The sequence below is a fragment of the Kistimonas ophiarachnellae genome, from assembly GCF_057552235.1.
The window spans coordinates 294,675-311,631 of record NZ_BAAJPA010000006.1 but is presented as its reverse complement, the minus strand read 5'-3'; the positions used below and the strand labels follow the sequence as shown (position 1 = coordinate 311,631).

Genomic DNA, 16,957 nt, shown 5'->3' with positions numbered 1-16,957 from the left:
AGCAAGTCCTTCGTCGGTCAGAGTCTTCGGATTTAAGTGAGGGGCGCTGAAAAACTTGTCTATAAGCTCGTCCGGTTTGTCCTTCTTGTAATACGTTTTCTTTATTTCTTCTTTTATTGGGTTTTTTTCGGCAAGGGCCAAAATGATAATTTTTCTTTTTGAAAGCTCTCTGATATAGGGTTTTATGGTTTTTAACAGGTTGTCTTTATCGCTAACAATAAAAAAACGGTATTCATCGGGCAGTTTTTTGAGTGTGCAAAATTTATTGCAGGTGTCAATAAGGTAAGCCGTATTATCTTCTGCCTTGATGATTTCATGTTCTAAGCGGCGATCGTTAGAAACCATGTTGCCCCCGCTGACGAGTTCGGGCGTAGCACATTGTTTTTGGGAAGGTACTCTCTGAGTCAGATAAGAAAAGCTGGTTATAAATTTAAGATTTAATGGTTTCAAGGTTCAATATCCTCGCGGGCTGACTTTGCCCTGTTGCAGTGAACGGGCTTAACATTTACCGGATACTTGCCAGGTACGCAGACCTGGGTTTTCTCAACGCACCACTGCTGCGCTGTAGCGATAACATCTGACAGGGACTTACTGTTAATTATCCTGTTTACTGGTTCAGGGGATGTTGTTAACAAGCCCTGAGCCAGAAAAGGTTAACAGTGAATGAAAGCATCAGTCATCGCAGTTCTTGCGGTATTGACCGGCAATGCCATGCGTACCGTGTCCCTGTGTTTCTATAGGTACAGGTTCTGCCTGAAAGTTCCATCCAGACTGAGGGGGAGGACGTTATGTATCGAATAACCACTCAAAATGTTAGTTGGACCTGGCATTGCTGTAGGGTTTGACTATCAGCCAAACTCGGCAGTCAGCTGTTGTGACCAGCGGTCAAGCCGCTCGTCAGTGAGATTGAACTGCTGGTCTTCGTCTATGGCCAGGCCGACAAAATGCTCACCGTCCGGCGCCAGGGCCTTTGACGCCTCGAAATCATAGCCTTCGGTGGGCCAGAAGCCGATAACCGTCGCCCCTTTTTCCACGACCACATCGTAGAGTAGCCCCATGGCGTCAAGAAAGTAGTCCCCGAAACCGAACTGGTCGCCCAGGCCGAAGAGCGCGACGGTCTTGCCCGTGAAATCAAGGCTTTCCAGGCTGGGCCAGAAGATTTCCCAGTCTTCCTGTATGCCGCCAAAGTCCCAGGTGGGAATCCCCAGGATCAGTTTTTCGTAACGATCCATATCATCCGGGCCGGCCTCGGCAATGTTGTATAAATCGATTTCTGCACCGGCCAGTCGCTCTGCCAGTTTGCGGGCGATCACTTCCGTATTGCCGGTATCACTACCGTAGAAGAGTCCTATTTTAGACACGTGTCGTACACCTTTCGAACAAGAGACTATCAACAAAAAAATCAGTGCTTCGTGGTTTGCGTTAAATTCAACGGTTGTCTCAGTCTGGTATGCCTCCCTGCGTGAGAGTGGCCGGATCCAGCAGGTGCTGCAGTTCTTCCCGGCTGAGACCGGTTTCCTGTTCTGCAACATCAATGATGGGGCGACCTTCCTTGTAGGCTTTCTTGGCGATGTCCGCCGCTTTCAGGTAGCCAATTTTTGAATTGAGGGCCGTGACCAGGATGGGGTTTTTCGCCAGGGCCTGGTTGAGGTTGTCCTGGTTGACGGTAAAGGTCGTGATGGCGCGGTCTGCCAGCAGTATGCTGCTGTTGGCCAGCAGGCCAATGCTTTGCAGCAGGTTATAGGCAATGACCGGCAGCATGACGTTGAGCTGGAAGTTACCGGACTGTCCGGCAAGGGTGATGGTGGCATCGTTACCCATCACCTGGGCAGCCACCATGGCTACCGCTTCAGGAATGACCGGATTCACTTTGCCCGGCATGATGGATGAACCCGGCTGCAGGGCTTCCAGCTCAATTTCACCCAGCCCTGCGAGGGGGCCTGAATTCATCCAGCGCAAATCGTTACTGATTTTCATCAGGGCCGTTGCCAGTGTTTTCAGGTGACCTGACAGTGTGACGGCAGCGTCCTGCCCGGAAAGGCTGGCAAAGCATTGTCGGGAAGGGGAGAGGGCTAGGCCGGTTTTGTTGCTCAGTGTCTGTGCAAATTGTTTCGCAAAGTCTGGGTGAGCGTTGATACCACTGCCCACTGCCGTGCCGCCCTGTGCCAGCCGGTGTAACGCCGGTCTGGCGGTTTCAATCATTTCCCGTGCATGGAGAATCTGATCCGCCCAGCCATTTAGTTCCTGGCTCATCCGGATTGGCATGGCATCCATTAAATGGGTGCGGCCGGTTTTGGTAATTTGATCAACACTGTCTGCTTTGCCGCGAATGATGGCTTCCAGATGCTTCAACGCCGGCAGCAATGTTTCTTCCAGTGCCAGTGCCGCACTGAGATGTATGGCGGTGGGGACGACATCATTGCTGCTCTGGCTCATGTTGACATGGTCGTTGGGGCTGACCGCTTCTCCGAGGACTTCCGAGGCCATGTGGGCAATCACTTCATTAGCGTTCATATTGCTGCTGGTGCCGGAACCTGTCTGGAACACATCAACGGGAAAATGCCAGCCCCAGGTGGCCATGGCGGGTGATTCGAGCAATGTTGAACAGGCCGTGATGATGGCGTCGGCGCGTTCGTCATCCAGCAGATTCAGTTCGCGGTTGGTTTCGGCCGCCGTCTGCTTGATGAGAATGAGGGCGCGGATGAAACCGTCCGGCATGCGCAGGCCACTGACCGGAAAATTATCGATAGCACGCTGGGTCTGGGCGCCGTAGAGGGCATCGGCGGCAACGGTGACGTCACCCATGCTGTCGGTCTCTGTTCGGGTGGCGCCTCTGGATGTGCTTGGCATGGCCTCGGTTCCTTTGCAGTGGTCACAGGGTCAGGGTGAGAAGTAGTGGCTTATCAGCTGCATTTCCCAGTGTAGTTTCCTGAGTGATGCCTTACCCCCGGGATGGCTGCCATAAAAGTGGTTCAGGCAGACCAGGGGGCGATAGAGCCGGTCCAGGCAGTTGGCGCGAAACACCCCGGGACGCAGGGGATCGGCAATGGCGTTCACCAGGTCATTAAAGACGCTGAACAGCAGGGCTTCCTGTTGCAGGCGTTTGCCCGACTGCTGCAAGGTGTCCGCCAGGGTAATCGCCTGGTCAAGGTAACGGTCAATCAGGCCGGGACTGTCGGGGTCCGCCTCCGGGCTCATGAAGGCCTGGCGGGTCTGATGCAATACCTGCTGTTGTTCAGCCAGATTGGGCGTTGCTTTCATGACGGCAGTCTCACCCGGATGTAATTTATCAAATGATAATCATTCTCATTAAATATTCAAGTTATCATGCCTGCAATGAATGGTCGGGGTGAGTGTATTTTGTCCTGACAGGCAATCTGGTAAAGTTACCGGCTTTGTCTCAGTAACAAGATTCAGCGCGGAATTACAGCAATGGAAGTCAATCCCATCGTGAATACCATCAAAGATATGACCGAGCGCACCACTGTGCTCAGGGGGTATCTTTGACTACGCCAACAAGAAAGACCGGTTGGTAGAAGTTGAAAGAGAGCTGGAAGACCCGGCGGTCTGGAATAATCCGGAAAATGCCCAGGCGCTGGGGCGTGAACGTTCCCAGCTGGAAGGGGTCGTACGTACTATTGAAGATCTGACCCAGGGTCTGATTGATGCCCAGGAACTGCTGGATATGGCGGTTGAAGAGGGCGACAGCGATGGTGTGGAAGAAATCGTCGTTGAGCTGGAAAGCCTGGGGCATCACCTGGAACAGCTGGAATTCCGCCGCATGTTTTCCGGTGAGATGGATGCGAACAATGCCTACCTGGATATCCAGGCGGGTTCCGGTGGTACTGAAGCCCAGGACTGGGCCAACATTCTGTTGCGTATGTACCTGCGCTGGGGTGAGAAGCGCGGTTTCAAAACGGAAATTATTGAAGTCTCTGCCGGTGAAGTGGCGGGCATCAAGTCCGCGACCGTACAGTTTACCGGTGAGTATGCCTTTGGCTGGCTGAGAACCGAAACCGGCGTTCATCGTCTGGTGCGTAAATCGCCGTTTGATTCCGGTAATCGCCGACATACGTCGTTTTCCTCGGTGTTTGTGTCGCCGGAGATTGACGACAATATCGAGATTGAAATCAACCCGGCGGACCTGCGGGTGGATACCTACCGGTCCAGCGGCGCCGGCGGTCAGCACGTAAACACCACGGATTCCGCGATCCGTATTACCCATATGCCGTCGGGTATTGTCGTACAGTGCCAGAACCAGCGTTCCCAGCACCAGAACCGTGACAAGGCCATGCAGCAGCTGAAGGCCAAGCTCTACGAACTGGAAATGCAGAAACGCACGGCGGACCAGCAGGCGCTGGAAGACAGCAAGTCAGATATCGGCTGGGGCAGCCAGATCCGTTCCTATGTGCTGGATTCCTCCCGCATCAAGGATTTGCGTACCGGCGTGGAAACCAGTAACTGTAATGCGGTGCTGGATGGTGATCTGGACAAGTTTATCGAGGCCAGTTTGAAACAGGGACTTTAAGCGTCCCCCCGTATATGATCGGGAAAAAATCTGTGCCATCTTCTATCATTGATTCCAATCCGGAGCGGGCGAGGCCCGCTCCCTGAGTTTTCAGGACAGCTACCTAAATGTCGAACGAAACCGCTTCCGAGAACAGCGTAACCGAACAACAGGACGAAAACCGTCTGATCGCCATGCGCCGTGAGAAACTGGCCGCGATCCGGGAAACGCGTAATGCCTTTCCCAATAGCTTCCGCCGCGAACACTACGCGGGCAAACTGCAGGAAGCGTATAAAGACGCCAGCAAAGAGGGTCTGGCTGAGGCTGGTATCCAGGCAAGCGTCGCTGGTCGTGTCATGCTGAACCGCGGTGCTTTCATGGTGCTGCAGGATATGTCCGGCCGTATCCAGCTGTACGTGGATCGTAAGTCGCTGGACGCTGATACCCTGGCTGAGATCAAGACACTGGACCTGGGAGACACCATTGGTGTTTCCGGTACTCTGCAGCGTTCCGGTAAAGGCGATCTTTACGTCAATATCGAGCAGTTCGAACTGCTGTCCAAGTCACTGCGTCCGCTGCCTGAAAAGCACAAGGGTCTGACAGACATGGAGCTGCGCTATCGCCAGCGCTATGTTGACCTGATCACCAGCGAGCGTTCCCGCGAAGTGTTCCGTATCCGCTCCAAACTGGTAGACGGTATTCGTCGTTACCTGGCGGATCGTGATTACATGGAAGTGGAAACGCCCATGCTGCAGGTGATTCCCGGTGGTGCGACTGCCCGTCCGTTCATCACCCACCACAACAGCCTGGATATCGACATGTACCTCCGCATCGCGCCGGAGCTGTACCTGAAGCGCCTGGTTGTGGGTGGTTTCGAGCGGGTGTTCGAGATCAACCGTAACTTCCGTAATGAAGGTCTGTCCACCCGGCATAACCCGGAATTCACCATGCTGGAATTCTACCAGGCCTATGCCGATTACCGTGACCTGATGGACCTGACCGAAGACATGCTGCGTACCCTGGCGCAGGATATTCTGGGCACGACTACCATCACCAACACGATCTACGACAAGCATGGTGAAGTGGCGGAAACGGTTGAATACGATCTGGGCAAGCCGTTTGTTCGTATGTCCATGGTGGAATCCATCATGCATTACCGTCCGGACATCACCCTGGAGCAGCTGTCTGACCGTGAAGCGGCGAAAGCGGTTGCCGAAAGCCTGGGCATCCAGGTGAAAGCAATCTGGGGACTGGGCAAGATCCAGACCGAGATCTTCGAGGAAACCGCCGAGCACCAGCTGATCCAGCCGACTTTCATCACCGAATACCCGGCTGAAGTGTCACCGCTGGCCCGTCGTAACGATGACAACCCGCACATCACCGACCGTTTCGAGTTCTTCGTGGGCGGTCGCGAGCTGGCCAACGGCTTCTCCGAGTTGAATGATCCTGAAGACCAGCATGAGCGTTTCATGCAGCAGGTGCAGGAAAAGGATGCCGGTGATGACGAAGCCATGCACTATGATGCAGACTATATCCGGGCGCTGGAATACGGTCTGCCGCCGACGGCGGGTGAAGGTATCGGCATTGACCGCCTGGCCATGCTGTTTACCGACTCACCGTCCATCCGTGACGTGATTCTGTTTCCCCATATGCGCCCAGAAGCATAAGACCGACTGGCCGGTGCCTGTCACCGGCCATATCGAGGGACTGGCGGGCCAGGGACTGGCCGTGGCAAACCTGGAAAAATCAAGGCATTCCTTATGGAAGCGATCAAAGAAACACCACAACTGGTGGAGGGCCTGACCTACAAGGGCCGGAAAACCAGTCGAGCCGGCAGTGAACAGCGGCGACGGGCCATTCTTGAGGCGGCGCTGCGTATCGTCGTAAGGGATGGGGTTCGAGGCGTACGACACCGTGCGGTTGCCAAGGAGGCGGATGTTCCTTTGTCTGCTACCACGTATTACTTCAAGGATATTTCGGATCTCATTACCGACACGTTTACGCTGTTTGTCGAAATGGGCGCCGAGAAATTCCGTTCCTACTGGGAAGAATCCCATCGTACGCTCCATGACACCATGGCGCACATTTCGGATTCCGCGGAATCCGGCCAGCACCTGGTTAACGCCATGACCGATTTGGCCGTTGCTTATGTGATGAATCAACTGCGGAATCATCGGGATTACCTGATGGCGGAACAGGCGTTCAAACTGGAATGTCTGCGCAATGAAAATTTGCGCCCGATTGCCTTCAAACATCAGCAATATTTACTCAATGACCTGGTCGCTTTCTTCAGGCAGGCGGGTTCTGATAATGCTGAAATGGATTCTCGCCTCATGTTTACGGCGATCATGACAGTTGAATACGAAGGGTTGCTGCAAGATCCGGAGAATCTGGATGAAACCGTTATCCGGGGCTATCTGCATCGACAGATTGAACTGATGCTCAATCATGTGGTTCTGCGCTGATTGACGGCTGTTGTTACCGTATTCGCAGTGGCATGCGCTTATCGTGTCTTTGCGAATGCGGTTTCCTTCTCCCCCTGCCCCTGTAATAAAATGCCCGCAACGATGTATAGAGCGGGATATCATGAAATTAAATCACCAGACCCAGTTGCTTGCCGTTGCCATTGTGACATTGATAGCCACCGTTTTTGTCCTGGATTATTACGGCTATCTTAGACATTCCAACGAATCCGATGCTATCTATATGGCAGAGTTCAGCCTGATAGCCAATGTACCGGGGCAGGATCAGTTTGTTTCCCATATTCCGGCTAAAAAACAGGCTCGCTGTGTCGATCATTACCTGGTGCTGGAATCGACAGAGCAGGCAGGGGCAACGGGGTTGTTGGTTGACAGAAAGCAGCGCCCGGTTCGCTGTGAATTTAACGAGGAACGGTAATCATGCCTGGTGTCGTGCTGGAAGAGAGTTGGAAGTCGCGTCTCAGCGAGGAGTTTGACAAGGATTACATGCGTAATCTCAAAACCTTTCTTCTGGAGCAAAAGCAGGCGGGGAAATGTATATACCCGAAGGGGAGTGAATACTTCCGTGCGCTGGATCTCACGCCTTTTGATCAGGTGAAGGTCGTGATTCTCGGGCAGGATCCCTATCATGGTCCCGGGCAGGCGCATGGATTGTGTTTTTCGGTCAGGCCGGAGGTGCAGGCGCCGCCTTCCCTGGTAAATATGTACAAGGAGTTGCAGGAAGATCTCGGTATTCCTCCGGCTAATCATGGATTTCTGGAGCACTGGGCAACGCAGGGGGTTCTGTTGCTGAACAGTGTGTTGACGGTGGAGCACAAGCAGGCGGCATCACACCAGGGACGAGGGTGGGAGCAGTTTACTGATCGCATTGTTGCGGAACTGAATGAGAAAAGAGAGCGCCTGGTCTTTATCCTGTGGGGTTCGTACGCTCAGAAAAAGGGTGCTTTTATTGATCAGCAGCGTCATTTGGTGATCAAGTCCGCCCATCCTTCACCCCTGTCGGCATACCGGGGCTTTTTTGGCAGCCGTCCTTTTTCAAAAACGAATGAATACCTGGTCGCCAATGGGTTAGAGCCCATTGACTGGCAATTACCGGATGTGAATGGATTAACCAGCAGGCAAACGACGCTTGAAGAGGTGGGTCAAATCTGAAGCTTGTTCTTCATGGCCCGCGCCATTTTGCTGCGCTTTTTCTGTTTTTTGCGGTTTTTCTTGCTGGTGGCAGGCGTTGCTGAACCCAGTTGCTTAAGCTCTTTTTCCGCCTCGGTACGCTTTTCTGCGGATTCGGGAATCTGCTCCATGAAGGCCTTGCCTGCGCCCTGCTCAAGGCCAAGCTCCTGACGCAGTGCGTCCAGTTGCTTGAGTTGGTCTTCGACGTTGTTAACGAGCTTGTTGTTCTCGTAGATTGCGTTATGAAGGTTTTCGTCTTCAGTCGCCATGGCTAGTTAATGTTCCTGATGATGTTTTTGGCCTGGTCGTACTGGCTCTTCATGAACGTGGACGCCAGGTCCAGGGACTGGGTGTATTTCTTGTTGTAAGAATCCAGCTTGGTCAGCTCGATATTCGAAATACTGGACACGGAGTCCCGCATATCCTTGATCTGTGTTTGCAGGTTGGCAATTTCTTGAGGTGTCAGTAAACCGGTTCCGCTGGCGTCATAGACGGTTACGCCCACTTGTTCCAGCAATTTGACATCTTCCGGGGTCAGTACCTGGTTGTAGACATTGCTGCTTTCGTCAACTTGAGACATTTCTTCATGTTCACGGGCTTCCGTGATCTTGGAACCCAGCTCCAGTTCTTTTCCCTCGTAGAGCCAGTCATCAGCCTGGTCACCCATTTTGAAGACATGGCCGTCATTGGTCGCTTGATCCAGCATCGCGCCATGCAGTTCCGGTTTGCCGATTTGTGGCTTGTTATCCGCAATCCCGGTGACTTCAATGGATTGATTGCCCTTGGTGATCGTCAGTGAATCGGTATAAACGTTCCCGTCTTTTCTGTCCCTGGCGGTGGTTTTTACCTGGATTTTGGTACCGTCATCCAGCATGAAGGTACCGTCAGACTGGAAATCCCAATAGCCGTTCCGGTCGCCTTCAGACACATGTGGGTCTCCCCAGATCTTGGTGCTGTTGCCATTGGCATCGACGATTGACCAGGCTTCGCTTTTTCCATGGATAACGATTTTGTTCCCATTATCGAGAGCGATCTCTTTGGGGTCTTTTTCGTGATCCACAGACCAGGTGGGTTTGCTCACCGTTTCTGTTTGGGTTTTATGATTGGCGAGCTTGGAGTAAATCTGGTTAAGTTGCTTGATCTGGTCATTCTGACTTTTGACCAGGGCTGCCTGGTTGCGGATCTGCTGGTCAAGCATTTCGGATCGGTCCAGCATGGTTTGCATCATCAGGTCAGCGAGGCTCAGTTTTTCGCCTGAAGCTTCGCCGATACCTTTCAGGTCGACGCCTTGTATACCACCTGTTGATCCAATGTTCTGGCCAGACATGATGCCCAACTCCCTTTGTTTTTATCGATACCTGTGGTCAGCCTTGCTGTGTGCTATTTGTCAGCAAAACACAACATGTCACAAGGGTAACCGTCAAATGAATTTGCCTCGCCGCTTTCGGCCCCCGCTTTTTCCCTCGGCAGGTTCAGGCTCGCCCCGCATTTTACGTTGCTCTTTACGCTCGGCCTTCTGGCGACGTTTCTCCAGCATGACCGCTTCCTTAACATCGTTTTTGACCTGGGTTTTCCAGTCATCCATCTCTTGCATGGCTTCCTTCATGTCTTCGCCAGAAACAAGGCCTTTCTCGTTGGCTTCCTTGATAAGGTCAGGCTCATAGCCCAGATCATTCTTGATGGATGTGAAGCGCGTCATTTGCTCTTCTGCGTCAGCGACTACCTGGTCCAGCTTTTCGCTCAGCAGCTCTGATCGGCTTTTACGTTTCTTGGGGCTAATGGTCGTGGATACCGGCATATGGCTCTGTCTCCCTGCCTTTTGGACAGGCGTAACGGGTTGTCCATTAACAATAATTGTCCTTTAAGCATAGATGAGTGAAGGGTCTGAAAGCTTGTCGTGGTGATGCCTGGGACTTGTTCTGCGCGTACTTTTTGCTTGATTGACAAGAAAACGAAATATTTTGACTTATTATTATGCTGATTCATGATATAGCGGCCACCTGACCGGGTGGTTTGTTTTGGCAGATGGCTGGTTTGAGTTTTCCATATGGCATCAGGGGAGGGTGTTTCAATGGGGCAGAATCCGGTTCTGGTGGAAGAGTTAAAAAGCGATTCCGGTAAGATCATTGGTCATGTCTGTTTGAATGCCCGGGAAACACTGAATGCGCTGTCACTGGAGATGATTGACCAGCTGGCATCGACGTTGACTGACTGGCAGGTTAACGACGATGTGGTGTGCGTGATTCTGTCGGGTAGTGGTGATAAAGCCTTCTGTGCCGGAGGGGATGTCAAAAATCTGTATCAGTCCATCATTGACAATGACTACGGCGACAATGCCTATGCCAGCGCCTTCTTTTTACGCGAGTATCGACTGGATTATCAGATTCACACCTATGACAAGCCGCTGATTTGCTGGGGAAATGGCATTGTCATGGGGGGCGGCATGGGACTGATGGCTGGTGCATCCCATCGGGTTGTGACGGAATCCACCATGATGGCGATGCCTGAAATTACCATTGGCCTGTTTCCTGACGTCGGGGGTACCTGGTTCTTGAATAGAATGCCCGGACGGTTAGGGTTGTTTGCAGGCTTGACCGGCGTCAGGTTGAAGGCAGCGGATGCCCTGTATGCCCGGCTGGCTGACTATTACCTGGATGCCAGCCAGTGGGATAGTCTGTTGGAAGGCTTGAATAACGCTTCCTGGGGGGATGAGTCTGAGAGGAATCATCAGCAGGTGGCTGACATTCTGTCCACTTTATCCGGTGCGCCTGAAGAAACCTCCCAGCTGCAGGCCCATCAGTCTCAGATAGACCTTTTAATGAATGCATCATCGCCGGCCGGTATTCTGGAAAACCTGGTGCAGCCAGACCTGTCATCCTGGTTCAGCCGACCCGCGCAAACTATGGGAAAGGGAAGCCCGGTTTCTACATGGCTGGTCTTTGAACAGCTACGCAGGGGAAAGGGGCTGCCGTTGGCAGATATCTTCCGTATGGAGTTCACCATGGCGATCCAGTGCACACGTCATCGTGACTTTGCTGAAGGCGTCCGGGCCTTGCTGGTTGAGCGCACGAATGATCCAGGCTGGAGTTTTTCTTCCATTTCAGACGTACCAATGGTGCTGGTTGATGACTATTTTGCGATGAACTGGCCAGAAAACACGCATCCACTGGCCGACCTTTGACGGGCATCATGGCAGGGGGAGAGTGTTATATTCCCAGAAGTGGATTGGCTATGTAAGCTGCCAGCTTTCAGATAAACTTGCCTTTCGGCACGAAAATTATCTTTGCTCCCGAACAAGATTAGAATTTCATGCGAATACCCGGAGTACAGGCAGTGTGGATGTGCTGCCTGCTGATGTTACTCTCACTGGTTCTGCCTGCCTCAGCAGCGGATGATCTGCTGGTGTCGCGAAGCTACCAGTACCAGCCACTCACCGTAGCTTATCAATCCCGTGTGCCACTGATGTATACCAATGACCAGGGTGAGGCCGAAGGGCTTGTCATTGAACTGTGGAAACGGTGGTCAAAACGGGTGGGGATTCCCCTGCGCTTCTCTGAAATGACGAAAGAAGAAGCGCTGGAGCAGGAGCAGAAAGGGCGTATCGATATTATTGCCGCCATCCCGGATGTTGAAGAGTGGTCGGACAGCATTGATACAGACACCGCGATCCTGACCGCCAATGGCGGGCTTTATGTTTCCACGATTGATACCAATAAAAAACGGATCAAGTCCCTGAAGAGTGAAGCTGTAGGCGTCATTGCAGGCAGTCGTTGTGAAGCGGTGTTGAAATCGTCGGGCTATCGTTTTCTGGTTCGTTACCCGGATTATATGGCGCTGATCAATGCGGCTTCTCAGGGGGATGTTCGTGTGATCGCCGGGCTCATGCCTTCCGTTGAGTATTTTCTTGCAAACCGGGGCATTCTGGATGATTTCCGCGTCGTTGAGAAACCCCTGTACGCCACAACGTTCAAGGCTGGGGTGTCCAAGTCCCACTTTTACCTGCCGCGGATGATTGCCCAGGGAATGGAGAGCATTCCCACGTATGAAAAAACTCAGATACAGGAAGACTGGCTCAAGCGTTCAGATACCAGTCGTCATGATGCGTCCGTGTTGACAGTTGCCGTTGATAATGGCTTTCCACCGCTGGCATTTGTCAATGCGCTGGGAAAGCCCGCTGGTCTTTTCATTGATATGTGGAAGCTCTGGTCAGAAAAGACCGGGCGCCCCATCCGTTTCAGGACGGGTAACTGGAGTGACAGCCTGGAAGCTCTGGAAAATGGCAAGGCGGATATTCATTTTGCCCTGACGCCAACCCGCGACAGGCAAAAGTGGATTGCGTTTTCTGAGCCATTGTATGGGATGTCCTCGACACTCTTTTATCGCAGTGTCGATATGCCTGTCAGCAGTTACAGTGACCTGGCCGGTGTGCGTATTGGTGTGCTGGGGGATTCCTCGCAGCAGTCATTTATTGAACACTGGCTGCCGGAAGCCAAAATCATCACGTTCAGTAACAACGAACAGATGATCCATGCGTTGCTGGATGGGGAAATCCGTACTTTTGTGGGTGAGCCGGTCTCTATTCGTATCATATTGAACCAGTTGGGTGTTATCGGTGAGATAACGGCCAACGACAATAGCCTGGTCCGTGAAACCCTGGCCGCGGGTGTTCGCCTGGAAAACGCGGATTTATTACCGGTGATTAACCAGGGGTTTAACGCCATCACGCCGGCGGAACTGGCGGCCATTGAAGAGCGCTGGATTGTTGAAGTATCAGACCGTTTTTTTGGTATGAGTTTCCGCCAGCTGGATCTGACTTCACAGGAAAAAGGGTGGCTTGAAGAACACCCTGTCATTCGGGTCGTGGTCAATCAGACGATGCCGCCGCTGTCTTTTGTTGGTGACAATGGTCAGCTGGAAGGGGTGGCGATTGATTATCTCAGGTTGATTGAAGATCGGCTGGGTGTGACATTCCAGATCAGTGGGGTGACCAGCTGGCAGGAAAGCCTGGGGCTGATTTATCAGAAACAGGCGGACATGAGTTCTTCGGCACTGTTTACAGAAGACCAGGGTAAGTATCTGGACTTCAGTAAATCCTATCTCGAAATACCGTCAGTGATTATTACACGCGATGCTGATCATAGTATTCAGGGAATTAATGATCTGCATGGAAAAACGGTTGCCTTTATTCCGGGGACAGGGGTTCGCTCCTACTTGCGCAATCATCAGGTCAAGATGCGCCTGGTGGAAGTGCCCAATGTGTCTGCCGCATTCAAGATGGTTTCGCTGGGGCATATCGACGCGTTTATTGTGAACCTGGCAACGGCCAGCTACATGATTGACCGGCTGAAAATTACCAACCTGCGGGTGGCCTCGGAGGCGGGTTTCAGCTTCCGTTACCGGATGGCGAGCCACAAGGATGATCCCACATTGAATACCTTGATCAATAAGGCCCTGAACTCGGTATCAGAAGCGGAGCGACAAACCATTGAGGAGCAATGGGTCAGGCTTGGCGTGGATGCCTGGCGCCCTAACAAGGAATTTGCCATTGGCTTGTTGTTGATTATTTTTACCCTTGTATTGATTGTTTACTGGAATCGAAAACTGGCCAGGGAGGTCGCTGAGCGTCAGAGGGTGGAATCGGTTCTTAGAATTCGGGCGGAAGCCGATCGGGTGCTCAGTAATGTGACCCGACAGTTCATGGATAAGCCGCTTGAAGAAGCGATACGCTTTACCCTGCAGGTGTTAACGGAGTTTATGTCTGCTGATCGAACGTATGTGGTTCGTTACGACAATGACAGCCGTGCGGTTTCTGTGCCTTTTCAATGGTGCCGGGTCGGTAGCTGGATGGGGCAGGAGCGTCTGCGGGATCTGACTTGCAGTGATTATCAGCCCCTCAGGGAAGGACCGCTGGCGGGGCAGGTTTGCCAGGTTAGCAGGAATGAACTTAACGGTGAAACTGCGCCAGCTCTCCTGGAAACCATGACGGGGTTGGAGGTGCAGTCTGTCATACATGTCCCGATGATGCTGGCAGGGCGTGCCGTGGGCAGTATCGCACAGGTGACAGGAGACTATGACAAGCACTGGAGCGCCGATGAGATTATCCTCCTGCGTCGGGCCGGTGAGTTGATTGCCATAGCCCAGTCCCGTAAAAATGCTGAAGATGCCCTGAGAACCAGTGAAGAACGTTATCAGCTCGCCATGGAAGCGGCATCTGATGGTTTGTGGGACTGGGATCTTCATGAAGGGAAAATCTATTTCAGTCCAAGGTATATGTTGATCCTCGGATACAGTCCTGGCGAAGTATCCGGTACGCCATCGGCCTGGAAACGCTTGATTCACCCGGATGACAAGGCGGCAACGGTCAAATATATGAACGAAATGTTCAGCCATTGCCGTGAACCTTTCCAATATGTTTACCGTATGCGTCGCAAGGATGGCAGTTATGCGACCGTGCGTATCAAAAGCAAGGTGATATCCCATAGCCTGGAAGGCAGGCCATTACGTGCCGTTGGCACATTGGTCGATATTACGGAACAGCGTATGCGGGAACGGGAGCTGTCCATGGCTCGTTTTTCCCTGGATAACTCCGCCGACCAGGTGCAGTGGGTCAGAAAAGACGGCAGCCATAAGTATGTTAATAAATCGATCTGCAAGGCATTGGGTTACAGTCAGGAAGAACTCCTCAATATGAATGTGATGGATATCTCCCTGGGGCTGACAGAGGATGAGTGGAAGCAGCAGTGGGAGAGAGTCACAACCGGTAAATTATCGACCTACGAAGTCCTGCGGGTAACGCGTGATAATGAAGCTTTTCCGGTCGAGATCACCGCGAATTACATGGAATATGAAGGCGAAGGGTTCCTCTTTGCTTCCGGGCGTAATATTTCGGATCGCAAGCAGGCGGAAGCGGCCCTGCAGAAAGCCAAGGAAGAGGCTGACCAGGCAAACCAGGCCAAGAGTCATTTCCTGGCCAATATGAGTCATGAAATTCGTACGCCGATGAATGCCATTATTGGGCTCAGCCAGCTGGCAATGAAAACCCAGTTGTCGCTCCAGCAGCAGGATTATATCCAGAAAATTCATGGGGCGGCGGACTCTTTGCTGGGCATTATTAACGACATTCTTGATTTTTCGAAGATTGAAGCCGGCAAGTTGGATATGGAAGAGGTGGTCTTTGACCTGTCGGCAGTGTTTGCCCATATGACCAATATGCTCAGCATGAAGATCAGGGCCAAGGACATTGATTTACAGTGCCATATTGATGGTGACCTCCCTGCCAAATACATAGGCGATCCGGTCCGCCTTGGTCAGGTGCTGCTGAATCTGACGCATAATGCCGTCAAATTTACAGACGAGAAAGGCCGTGTAACGGTGTGTGCTGCCTTGCTTGGGAAAAGTGAGGACAAGGTTAAATTGCAGTTTACGGTTGAAGATAGCGGTATCGGTATTCGGAGTGAAAAGCTGTCACGCCTGTTTGCTTCTTTTTCCCAGGTGGATGGTACGACGACACGTAAATTTGGTGGGACCGGTCTCGGACTTGCTATCTGCAAGCGCCTGATTGATATGATGCATGGCAGCATTCAGGTGGAGTCCACCCCCGGGGAAGGCAGCACATTTACATTCACAGTAGAGCTTGGTGTGGCGGATGAGAATGCAGAACTGGTTGAGCTGCCTGAATCATTACATCAGCTTCGGCTGACAGACAATGCAGGCTTGAATGAAACGGCAATATTGGCTGATGAAGCCATAGGTAAGCACTTTACGGTCTTGCTGGTGGAAGATAATGAAATCAACCAACAGGTCGCGACGGAACTGCTTGAGATCATGGGGATTGATGTCATTCTTGCCGTCAATGGCAGGGAGGCTGTAGAAAAAATCCGTTACAACCGGGTGGACCTTATCTTTATGGATATCCAGATGCCTGAAATGGATGGTTACGAAGCGACCCGGATTATCCGAACTATCCCTGAGTTTGAAAACCTGCCGATTGTGGCCATGACGGCCCATGCCATGGCGGGGGATCGTGAGCGTTGTATCGACGCGGGTATGAACGATCATATCGCCAAGCCGCTGATTTTTGATGAGCTATATAGCCTGGTTTTGCGGTATGTGCATGATAAGGAAAGTGTAGAAAGCTTATCGTCAGCCAGGCAGCCAGTTGATCTTCCAGGCATTAACATGGAGCAGGGATTGCAGCGGGTCATGAACAACCGCGCGCTTTTTTACCGGTTATTGTCGACATTCCGTCGAGAACATGCGCAGTCGGCTGCCATCATTCGCAAGGCGCTGGAAAATGAAGACTATGATGCAGCACTGCATGAATGCCATTCATTGAAAGGTGGTGCTGGAAATATTGGTGCCGTCAATGTGTTTCGAACCGCTAAGGCGCTGGAGCACCGGCTAAGGCAGCATCCTGCAACGTGTATTGACTGCGAAGATCTCCTTGTTCATTTGGAAAGTCACTTGTCAGAAGTTCTGGCAGGGCTGGAGTTACATAATCCGGATGAAAAAGAGTCCAGTGAACCTGTTTCCTCAATCCCTGTTGATTCTGAGACAGATATAACAGGCATCATTGATCAAATTCGTTTGAAACTCCGGGAGGGGGATGCCGAAGCAATTAACTACTTCCCGTTGTTGGCATCCGAGCTTGAGGATGATTGTTATACGGAAAAACTCAATAGCCTCAAGCAGTGCATGGAGCACTATGATTTTGAGGATGCCGGAAAGGTTCTGGATGAGTTACTGCAGGACATTGCCTGAGGTGTTTCGTACCTGATATCAGAACAGGTACGAAACAATG

The 16,957-nt window shown here is 52.1% G+C and carries 14 protein-coding genes; 7 read left to right on the top strand and 7 right to left on the bottom strand.

What is annotated here, in order from left to right; translation table 11 throughout:
• From AC27K1_RS10135 to AC27K1_RS10120, 4 genes are all read right to left on the bottom strand, one after another.
• Window positions 1–450: hypothetical protein (locus AC27K1_RS10135; RefSeq protein ID WP_487150261.1), on the bottom strand; the 450-nt coding region annotated here is incomplete at its 3' end.
• Window positions 451–848: 398 nt separating this feature from the next.
• Window positions 849–1,361: a flavodoxin FldB gene (gene fldB / locus AC27K1_RS10130; RefSeq protein ID WP_487150259.1), complete on the bottom strand. Its 513-nt coding sequence runs from the start codon at window positions 1,359–1,361 to the stop codon at window positions 849–851.
• Window positions 1,362–1,440: 79 nt separating this feature from the next.
• Window positions 1,441–2,850: a class II fumarate hydratase gene (locus tag AC27K1_RS10125; protein ID WP_487150257.1), complete on the bottom strand. Its 1,410-nt coding sequence runs from the start codon at window positions 2,848–2,850 to the stop codon at window positions 1,441–1,443.
• A gap of 30 nt (window positions 2,851–2,880) precedes the next feature.
• Window positions 2,881–3,261 carry a hypothetical protein gene (locus tag AC27K1_RS10120; RefSeq protein WP_487150255.1) on the bottom strand — a complete coding sequence of 127 codons (381 nt, stop codon included), beginning with the start codon at window positions 3,259–3,261 and terminating at the stop codon, window positions 2,881–2,883.
• Window positions 3,262–3,432: 171 nt separating this feature from the next.
• Between AC27K1_RS10120 and prfB the strand changes: the two genes are divergently transcribed.
• The 5 genes from prfB (at window position 3,433) to ung (ending at window position 8,139) form a co-directional block, all read left to right on the top strand.
• Window positions 3,433–4,528 (top strand): peptide chain release factor 2 gene (prfB, locus tag AC27K1_RS10115; RefSeq protein ID WP_487150253.1). Its coding sequence is split into 2 segments (ribosomal slippage): window positions 3,433–3,504 and window positions 3,506–4,528, totalling 1,095 coding nucleotides; the frame shifts between segments, so codons are not numbered across the junction.
• A 107-nt stretch (window positions 4,529–4,635) separates the two neighbouring features.
• Window positions 4,636–6,174 carry a lysine--tRNA ligase gene (lysS, locus tag AC27K1_RS10110; RefSeq protein ID WP_487150251.1) on the top strand — a complete coding sequence of 513 codons (1,539 nt, stop codon included), beginning with the start codon at window positions 4,636–4,638 and terminating at the stop codon, window positions 6,172–6,174.
• Between the two features lie 93 nt (window positions 6,175–6,267).
• Window positions 6,268–6,972, top strand: a complete 705-nt coding sequence (locus AC27K1_RS10105) for a TetR/AcrR family transcriptional regulator (protein WP_487150249.1) — start codon at window positions 6,268–6,270, stop codon at window positions 6,970–6,972.
• A gap of 121 nt (window positions 6,973–7,093) precedes the next feature.
• Window positions 7,094–7,405, top strand: a complete 312-nt coding sequence (locus AC27K1_RS10100) for a PA3694 family proteiin (RefSeq protein ID WP_487150247.1) — start codon at window positions 7,094–7,096, stop codon at window positions 7,403–7,405.
• 2 nt (window positions 7,406–7,407) lie between these two features.
• Window positions 7,408–8,139, top strand: a complete 732-nt coding sequence (gene ung, locus AC27K1_RS10095) for a uracil-DNA glycosylase (RefSeq protein ID WP_487150245.1) — start codon at window positions 7,408–7,410, stop codon at window positions 8,137–8,139.
• Here ung and AC27K1_RS10090 read toward each other — a convergent pair.
• The 3 genes from AC27K1_RS10090 to AC27K1_RS10080 form a co-directional block, all read right to left on the bottom strand.
• A complete protein-coding gene (locus tag AC27K1_RS10090) occupies window positions 8,130–8,426 on the bottom strand; it encodes a hypothetical protein (protein ID WP_487150243.1) in 297 nt (98 codons plus the stop codon). The two genes, ung and AC27K1_RS10090, sit on opposite strands and share 10 nt — an antisense overlap.
• Window positions 8,427–8,428: 2 nt before the next feature.
• Window positions 8,429–9,484, bottom strand: coding sequence for a DUF1521 domain-containing protein (locus tag AC27K1_RS10085; RefSeq protein ID WP_487150241.1), 1,056 nt, complete (start codon window positions 9,482–9,484; stop codon window positions 8,429–8,431).
• A 93-nt stretch (window positions 9,485–9,577) separates the two neighbouring features.
• Window positions 9,578–9,955: a hypothetical protein gene (locus tag AC27K1_RS10080; protein WP_487150239.1), complete on the bottom strand. Its 378-nt coding sequence runs from the start codon at window positions 9,953–9,955 to the stop codon at window positions 9,578–9,580.
• A gap of 273 nt (window positions 9,956–10,228) precedes the next feature.
• Here AC27K1_RS10080 and AC27K1_RS10075 point away from each other — a divergent pair, with 273 nt between their 5' ends.
• Complete coding sequence (locus AC27K1_RS10075) at window positions 10,229–11,338, top strand: enoyl-CoA hydratase/isomerase family protein (RefSeq protein WP_487150237.1); 1,110 nt, start codon at window positions 10,229–10,231, stop codon at window positions 11,336–11,338.
• A 128-nt stretch (window positions 11,339–11,466) separates the two neighbouring features.
• Window positions 11,467–16,917: a transporter substrate-binding domain-containing protein gene (locus AC27K1_RS10070; protein WP_487150235.1), complete on the top strand. Its 5,451-nt coding sequence runs from the start codon at window positions 11,467–11,469 to the stop codon at window positions 16,915–16,917.
• Window positions 16,918–16,957: the final 40 nt, after the last annotated feature.